The 7039-nt window shown below is 61.7% G+C and carries 9 protein-coding genes; 6 read left to right on the top strand and 3 right to left on the bottom strand.

Annotated elements, in window-relative coordinates; genetic code table 11:
- Positions 1-65: 65 nt before the first annotated feature.
- Positions 66-818 (bottom strand): hypothetical protein, encoded by a 753-nt coding sequence (locus tag B3873_RS14990; protein WP_286867037.1) that lies wholly within the window; start codon positions 816-818, stop codon positions 66-68.
- Positions 819-1113: 295 nt separating this feature from the next.
- Here B3873_RS14990 and B3873_RS14985 point away from each other — a divergent pair, with 295 nt between their 5' ends.
- The 3 genes from B3873_RS14985 (at position 1114) to B3873_RS14975 (ending at position 3859) form a co-directional block, all read left to right on the top strand.
- Positions 1114-2271, top strand: coding sequence for a serine hydrolase domain-containing protein (locus tag B3873_RS14985; protein WP_286867036.1), 1158 nt, complete (start codon positions 1114-1116; stop codon positions 2269-2271).
- 113 nt (positions 2272-2384) lie between these two features.
- A complete protein-coding gene (locus B3873_RS14980) occupies positions 2385-2831 on the top strand; it encodes a MerR family transcriptional regulator (RefSeq protein ID WP_134223026.1) in 447 nt (148 codons plus the stop codon).
- Positions 2828-3859: an aldo/keto reductase gene (locus B3873_RS14975; protein ID WP_051156270.1), complete on the top strand. Its 1032-nt coding sequence runs from the start codon at positions 2828-2830 to the stop codon at positions 3857-3859. The genes B3873_RS14980 and B3873_RS14975 overlap by 4 nt, the downstream gene beginning before the upstream one ends.
- 22 nt (positions 3860-3881) lie before the next feature.
- Here B3873_RS14975 and B3873_RS14970 read toward each other — a convergent pair whose 3' ends face one another.
- A complete protein-coding gene (locus tag B3873_RS14970; protein WP_034338314.1) occupies positions 3882-4520 on the bottom strand; it encodes a carbonic anhydrase in 639 nt (212 codons plus the stop codon).
- 299 nt (positions 4521-4819) lie between these two features.
- On the opposite strand from B3873_RS14970, the gene B3873_RS14965 reads away from it, so the two are divergent.
- Genes B3873_RS14965 through B3873_RS14955 form a run of 3 tightly spaced genes read left to right on the top strand, consistent with a single transcriptional unit; the run spans position 4820 to position 6548 of the window.
- Complete coding sequence (locus tag B3873_RS14965) at positions 4820-5488, top strand: CsgG/HfaB family protein (protein ID WP_134223027.1); 669 nt, start codon at positions 4820-4822, stop codon at positions 5486-5488.
- A gap of 29 nt (positions 5489-5517) precedes the next feature.
- Positions 5518-5889 carry a DUF4810 domain-containing protein gene (locus B3873_RS14960; RefSeq protein WP_286867028.1) on the top strand — a complete coding sequence of 124 codons (372 nt, stop codon included), beginning with the start codon at positions 5518-5520 and terminating at the stop codon, positions 5887-5889.
- Positions 5886-6548, top strand: a complete 663-nt coding sequence (locus B3873_RS14955; RefSeq protein WP_286867026.1) for a DUF799 domain-containing protein — start codon at positions 5886-5888, stop codon at positions 6546-6548. The genes B3873_RS14960 and B3873_RS14955 overlap by 4 nt, the downstream gene beginning before the upstream one ends.
- Before the next feature lie 104 nt (positions 6549-6652).
- Here the strand turns inward: B3873_RS14955 and B3873_RS14950 are convergent.
- Positions 6653-7039: helix-turn-helix domain-containing protein (locus B3873_RS14950; RefSeq protein ID WP_286867023.1), on the bottom strand; the 387-nt coding region annotated here is incomplete at its 5' end.

Genomic DNA, 7039 nt, shown 5'->3' with positions numbered 1-7039 from the left:
TGCCCGAGAGTGGCATCTCTGCGAACAGATCAATCAATATGGTGCTGCCTGCGCCCACGCCTCACCTATCTGCACTTGTCGTTGACGGCTTTGTAAATGATGACGGGCAGCCCGAGCAAGCCGCCGCCACTGGCGCAATCCGGAACAGCAGCTTGCTTGATGCCCTCGGCCAGGCGGTTACGTGCCCCTCCGGGGTTTACTTGCTCGCTGGCCATCTCCGCATTGCTCTTTTGCCGTGGCCGAGTGTCTCTGGAATAGTCCGGAAGGATCAATAGGGGCAGGCTGGAGGATGGGGATGAGTACGAGTCCTGCGTACCATCGAGCGCCTGCTTCGATGCATCGTGCTGCCATTCACCCTGCGTGGTCGCTGGCCGTCGTCGGGCAGCCCTCGCGGTCATCGGCGATAGCGAGGCAGGCCTCGCCGGAATCACTGTTTCTGGCGCTCGCCCTCCATGGCCTGCTGAGTTTTTCGTTGACGCTCTAAGCGCTGGAACGGCTGGGTTCGCGCTTTGCAGCGGCACCAGCATAGCGCTGATCGCCCCGGATGTTTGCCCAATACTGACCGCGCGACCGCGTGGCTCAGCGGCATGCGTCAGCCACCAAAGTAGCGCAAGATGGAGCAGGCTCACCAAAGCGAACAGCATCAGGTACTGTCCTTTCGATTTTTTCGGCTGACAGGTTGACATAGAAGAGTCGCGGGCAATGTCCGGCTCGCAGGGGTAGATGTCGATCACCGGGAAGTCCGGCCGCAATGGGGGCTCAAACCGGCCGCACCTGTTGATCTTTTCAAGAAACGCGTCATCAATCCAGGCGAGCAACTCTGGTTCGCTGAAGGCTCGTCTGCGCCTGATCTGCGCTTCAACAAGCACAACCAAACCGCAGGGCGAAACCTAGCAAAGTGAACTGGTGCGTCAAAGAAGAACACTCACTTTTCGATGTCTTCATCAAAAATCTTTGAGGAAAGGGTTTCCTTTGAGGTAATGGTTGGCGTGCAACTGCTATCAACGGCATATTTGCGGCCCGAAGCTCGACGACGACAACCCTGGCGCAAGAAGAAAACATCACCGTTGCAGCGCATTACCGAGCGCTTGCACACACAACAGAGACTAGGTAATGAATCACTCATCCATGTCCGGATATCCACTCCATAAAGCAGCCTTGGTCGGTCTGTGGGGCTTCGCGGCCGCACTGGCCGGGGGCTGCGCCTCAATGCATGGCGACAGGACATCCCCGCAGGTCCCATCGCCGCAGGCAGCGCTGCAGCAAACCGCAAGCCGATACGGCGTGTGTGCCACGGCAGCGATCATCAGACACCGCCAACTCCATTCGGTCGACGTGGCACCAGGCTGCACATACACTTCGCTCCTGACTCAGGACAGCATTTTTGAAGCGGCCTCCTTGAGCAAACCCGTGTTCGCCTATGCCGTGCTCAAGCTCGTGCAGACGGGGAAGATGGATCTGGACGCCCCAGTGCTGCAGTACCTTCCAGAGGGATACCTGCACCAGGCTCAACCCTACAGAGAAACGTCCAAGACCGAACGGGTGACCGATCCTCGCCTCCGGGACATCACAGTGCGCATGGCCTTGAACCACACCAGCGGTCTGCCCAATTGGGCGGATGGAGCGCTGATCTTCGAGCAGCCGCCAGGTGAGAAGTGGCAATACTCCGGTGAGGGCTATGTTCTGCTTCAGCGTGCAGTCGAGGCGGTGACCGGTGAAAATCTCAACACATTCATGCACCGCCAGGTCTTCCAGCCATTGGGAATGAAGAACAGCGCCTTCGTGCGCGAATCGAGACTGGAAGCCCAGATCATCGCTGGCGCAACCAACGACGGGGTGGTTGTGCGCCCCTTCCCGTTCAAGACCCCCGTGGCCGCTTTCAGCCTTTATACGAGCGCAGGAGACTACGGGCTATTTCTCGCCACCCTCCTCAACGATGAACGCACTCTCAAGCAGATCACCGACTCACCCGTACCGGTCAATCCGAAGCTGAACCTGAACTGGGGCCTGGGCTGGGGGCTGGAACGCAGAGAGGACGAGACCGTGATATGGCATTGGGGCAACAACCCTGGCTACCGGGCTTTCGCGATGGCTTCGAGCATCCACGGAGATGGCTTCGTGATATTCACTAACAGCGATGCTGGGCTAGCCCTGGCAAAACCCTTCGCCGACGCGGTCCTGCCGCAACACCCTCACAAGCTCTTTCGCTTTCATCTGCTGCGTGAAGGACTGAGCAGTCTCCTGTGCGAAACATTCGACTTCTGCGTGTGACAACCAGCAAGCGCGGCGGTGAACTCGCCGCCACCAGCGCACTCCGACCTGAATGCCGATAATGGCAGGCAGCGCTTGACTTAGAGCGCACTCCAACTTCTAGACTGGCTGCCATGACGACTTCCCTGACCATTGCCCAAGCGGCCGACGCCACCGGCCTGTCGGTGCATACCCTGCGTTACTACGAACGCATCGGCCTGCTCGATCCGGTGGAACGGCGCGACAACCGCCATCGCCGCTACACCCAGGAAGACCTGAACTGGATCGATTTCCTGAAGAAGCTCAAGGCGACAGGTCTGCCGGTGCGCGCCATGCTGCGCTACGCCGAGCTGCGCCGCGAGGGTAATACCCTGGAAAGCGTCAGAGAACGCAAAGCCATGCTGCAGGCGCATACGCTTTGCGTCCAACACACCCTGGCCGAGCTGCAGGAGAACCTGGCCGTCCTGCAGCGCAAGCTGGTCCTGTACGACGAACTGGAGCAAGACGCCCGTGCTGAACCTGCCCGCGCACTCCCCAGCAGCAAGGCCGACGCTCCTCACCCCGAAAGGATGGCACCATGACCGAACCCCTCACCTCTCACCTGCAACCGGATTCGCACGTCGGCACCCGCCGCCTGGGCAGCAACGGCCCGCTGGTCTCGGCCATCGGCCTGGGCTGCATGGGCATGAGCGATTTCTATGCGCAGCGCGACGACGCCGAATCGCTGGCCACCATCGACCGCGCCCTGGAGCTGGGCATCAACCTGCTCGACACGGCCGACATGTACGGCCCCTACACCAATGAAGAACTGATCGGCCGCGCCCTCCAAGGCCGTCGCGACAAGTTCTTCATCGCGACCAAGTTCGGCATCCGGCGCGATCCGGCCAATCCCTCCGCGCGCGGCGTCGACGGCAGTCCGGCCTATATCCGCCAGGCGGTGGAAGGCAGCCTCAAGCGCCTGGGCATCGAGACCATCGATCTCTACTACCAGCACCGCATGGATCCGAACACGCCCATCGAAGCCACCATGGGCGTGCTGGCCGACCTGGTACAGGCCGGCAAGATCCGCTACATCGGCTTGTCCGAAGCCTCGTCGGCCACACTTGAGCGCGCGCACCGGGTGCATCCGGTGACGGCGCTGCAAAGCGAATATTCCTTGTGGACGCGCGATCCGGAAACCGAGGTGCTGGCCACCTGCCGCGCTCTGGGCATCGGCTTCGTGGCCTACAGCCCGCTGGGACGGGGCTTCCTGACGGGCGCGCTGCAACGCTTCGAGGATCTGGCCGAGGATGATTTCCGCCGCACCAATCCGCGCTTCCAGGGCGAGAATTTCGCCCGCAACCTGCGGCTGGTGGAGCAAGTGAAGGAAATGGCAGCCCAGCATGGCTGTACGCCGAGCCAGCTGGCCCTGGCCTGGGTGATGGCCCAGGACCCGCACATCGTGCCGATCCCCGGCACCAAACGCCGACGCTATCTGGAAGAGAACGCGGGCGCGTTCTCGGTGAAGCTTTCTGCGCAGGACCTGATGGCGCTGGAGGCCGTCTTCCCGCGCGGGGCAGCCGCCGGGGAGCGCTATACCGAAGCCAGCATGAAGATGCTCAACCTCTGACCAGCGCCTTTCTCAAGGCAGGTCAGTCGTTGCTGCTGGCTGCCGGATGCTGGGCCAGCGGCACGAAGGTATTGGTCGCCGTATCGTGCGCCAGGATGGACCCGCTCTCGATGTCGTAGACCCAGCCATGCAGCCCCAGCCGGCCCTGTGCCAGCGCCACGGCCACCGAGGGATGGGTGCGGATGTTGTTCAGTTGCGCAATCACGTTCTCGCGCACCATGCCGTCGATGCGGTCCTTTTCGGTTTCGTGGTGGCGCGACTCGTTGATCATCCGGGCGGCATCGGTGTGATGCAGCCAGTTGCGCACGGCCGGCATGTGGTCCAGGCAGGCGCAGGTAGCCACGGCCGTCATGGCGCCGCAATCGGAGTGGCCGCAGATGACGATGTCCGACACCTTCAGCTGGGCCACCGCGTATTCCACCGTGGCGCTCACGCCGCCCGGCTCAGGACCGAAGGACGGCACGATATTGCCGGCATTGCGGATGACGAACAGGTCGCCCGGTTCGCGCTGGGTCACCAGCTCGGGCACCATGCGACTGTCGGAACAGGAAATGAACAGGGTGGTGGGCGTCTGGCCATTGGCCAGGCTCTTGAACAGTTCTTTGCGGGAAGGGAAGACATCCTGCTGGAAACGCAGGAAGCCATTGATGATGTCGCGCATGTGGGGAATAGCCTTGATTCTTGATGAAGATGGACGCCAAGCGTCCGCGTGAGGCGGATGATATCACCCGCCATCATGCGGGCCCGCACGGACCGTGATCAGCATGATAAGGGATCTGCTTTTCCGTTAAATTTCATCAAGAAATAGCGATTTTTCTACATCTTTTCCTCTTGCCTGCTGATAAAATTGCCGCCTCGAAACTTGCCCGCACGCAAGGTGCGACACTTTCGAGAGCATCAACATGAATCGAAGGGCAGTCGGGCTGCCCTTGTCGACATCAACAATTCGGGGAAAAGACTATGTTTAGCAGGTATGTCACGACCGTGGCGGCAGTTGCCATGGTGACGGCGCTGGGGGGTTGCGCCACGGAGAATTCACGCAGTCTGCCGGTGGCCCAGGTGGCCAGCGCGCAACAGGCCTACCAGGGAGCGCGCAGCCCGATCGCCGTCGGCAAGTTCGACAACCGTTCCAGCTATCTGCGCGGCATCTTCTCGGATGGCGTGGACCGTCTGGGCGGCCAGGCCAAGACCATCCTGATCACCCATCTGCAGCAGAGCAACCGCTTCTCCGTGATGGACCGTGACAACATGGGCGAGCTGGCGCAGGAAGCCAAGCTGAACAAGCAGACGCAAACCCTCAAGGGTGCCAACTATGTGGTCACCGGTGACGTCACCGAGTTCGGCCGCAAGGAAACCGGCGACCGCCAGCTGTTCGGCATCCTTGGCCGTGGCAAGTCGCAGGTGGCCTATGCCAAGGTCGCCCTGAACATCGTGGACGTGAACACCTCGCAGGTGGTGTACTCGGCGCAAGGCGCAGGCGAATACAGCCTGGACAACCGCGAGATCGTCGGTTTCGGCGGCACCGCCAGCTACGACTCCACGCTCAATGGCAAGGTGCTTGACCTGGCCATCCGCGAAGCGGTGCAGAACCTGGTGACCGGTATCGATTCCGGCGCATGGAAGCCCTGAGCCCCTCCCACGAACGCAAGAGACCGACCATGATGAACAAGAAACTCGCTGCCGGGTTCGCCCTCGGCCTGGCGATGGCCCTCTCCGGCTGCGCCAATCACCAGCAGAAATCCCTCTATGGCTGGGGTAATTACCAGGACCAGCTGTACGAACACTTCAAGACCGAAGGCAACGGCAATGCCGCCGAAATCGCCGCACTTGAAGAGAACCTGCAGAAGATGCGCGCCAACAACGACGCCGTGCCCCCCGGCTACCACGCCCACCTGGGCATGCTGTACGCCTCCATCGGCAAGGAAGACCAGCTGATCCAGGAGCTGCAGACCGAGAAGACGCTGTTCCCGGAATCGGCGCCATACATGGACTTCCTGATGCGCAACTACAAGAAGGGATTGAGCAAATGATGCTGAACAAATTCAAGGCGCTTGGCGCCGTACTGCTGGCGCTGCTGGCTTCGGGTTGCGCCACCAAGCAAAAGCCTTATGACTATGCCGAGTTCAAGGCGGCGCGTCCGGCCTCGATCCTGGTATTGCCGCCGATGAACAGTTCTTCCGAAGTCATCGCCCCTTACGGCATGCTGGCGCAGGCCACCCAGCCGCTGGCCGAATCGGGCTACTACGTGCTCCCGGTGTCGCTGGCCAGCGAGACCTTCAAGCAGAACGGCCTGGCCAACGCGGCCGACATTCACGAGGTGCCGGTCAAGAAGCTGCGTGAGATCTTCGGCGCCGACGCCGGGCTCTACATCAACATCACCGACTATGGCACCTCCTACAAGGTGGTGCAGAGCGATACGGTGGTGTCGGCTGACGCCAAGCTGGTCGACCTGCGTTCCGGCAAGACCCTGTGGCAGGGTTCGGCCAGCGCCTCCAGCGCGGAAGGTCGTCAGAACCAGAACAATGGTCTGCTGGGTGTACTGCTCTCGGCCGTGGTCAACCAGATCATCAGCACCACCACCGACGCCAGCTACAAGATGGCCAGCGTGACCAGCAACCGCCTGCTGCGTGCCGGTGGCAACAACGGCCTGCTGTATGGTCCGCGTTCGCCGCAATACCAGAAGGACTGAGCAGGACCCTGCTCGCAATGCTTGCGTCGCAAGCTCTGCTGAACAGCACAACGCCGCTGCGGATCCTCACCGCAGCGGCGTTTCTTTACCTGCTCACAGGACGATCAAGACCCGGCCAGCTGATATTTGCGGATCTTGTCGTAGAGCGTCTTCTTCGGAATGCCCAGCCGCTCGGCCGCCTGCGCCACGCTGCCCTCGCTGTCCTTGAGCGCGGCGGCGATCAGCCCGGCCTCGAACTGCTCTACCTGCTCCGGCAACGATAGCGCCGGCGACGGCAGCACACCAGCGGTAGCAATCTGCTCCACACCCAACACCCAGCGGTCGGCGAAATTGCGCAATTCGCGCACATTGCCCGGCCAGCCATAGCCTTCCAGTTCGGCCGCGCAGGCGGCGGTAAAGCCCGGCCATTGCGGCCAGTCCCGCTCGGCCGCCATGCGCCGCCCGAAATGGTCCGCGAGCACCGTGATATCCCCCTCCCGCGCGCGCAGAGG

The organism is Herbaspirillum sp. UBA812 (assembly GCF_002296545.1).
Taxonomy (GTDB): domain Bacteria; phylum Pseudomonadota; class Gammaproteobacteria; order Burkholderiales; family Burkholderiaceae_D; genus Herbaspirillum; species Herbaspirillum huttiense.
This window is presented reverse-complemented; position numbering and strand designations above follow the sequence as displayed.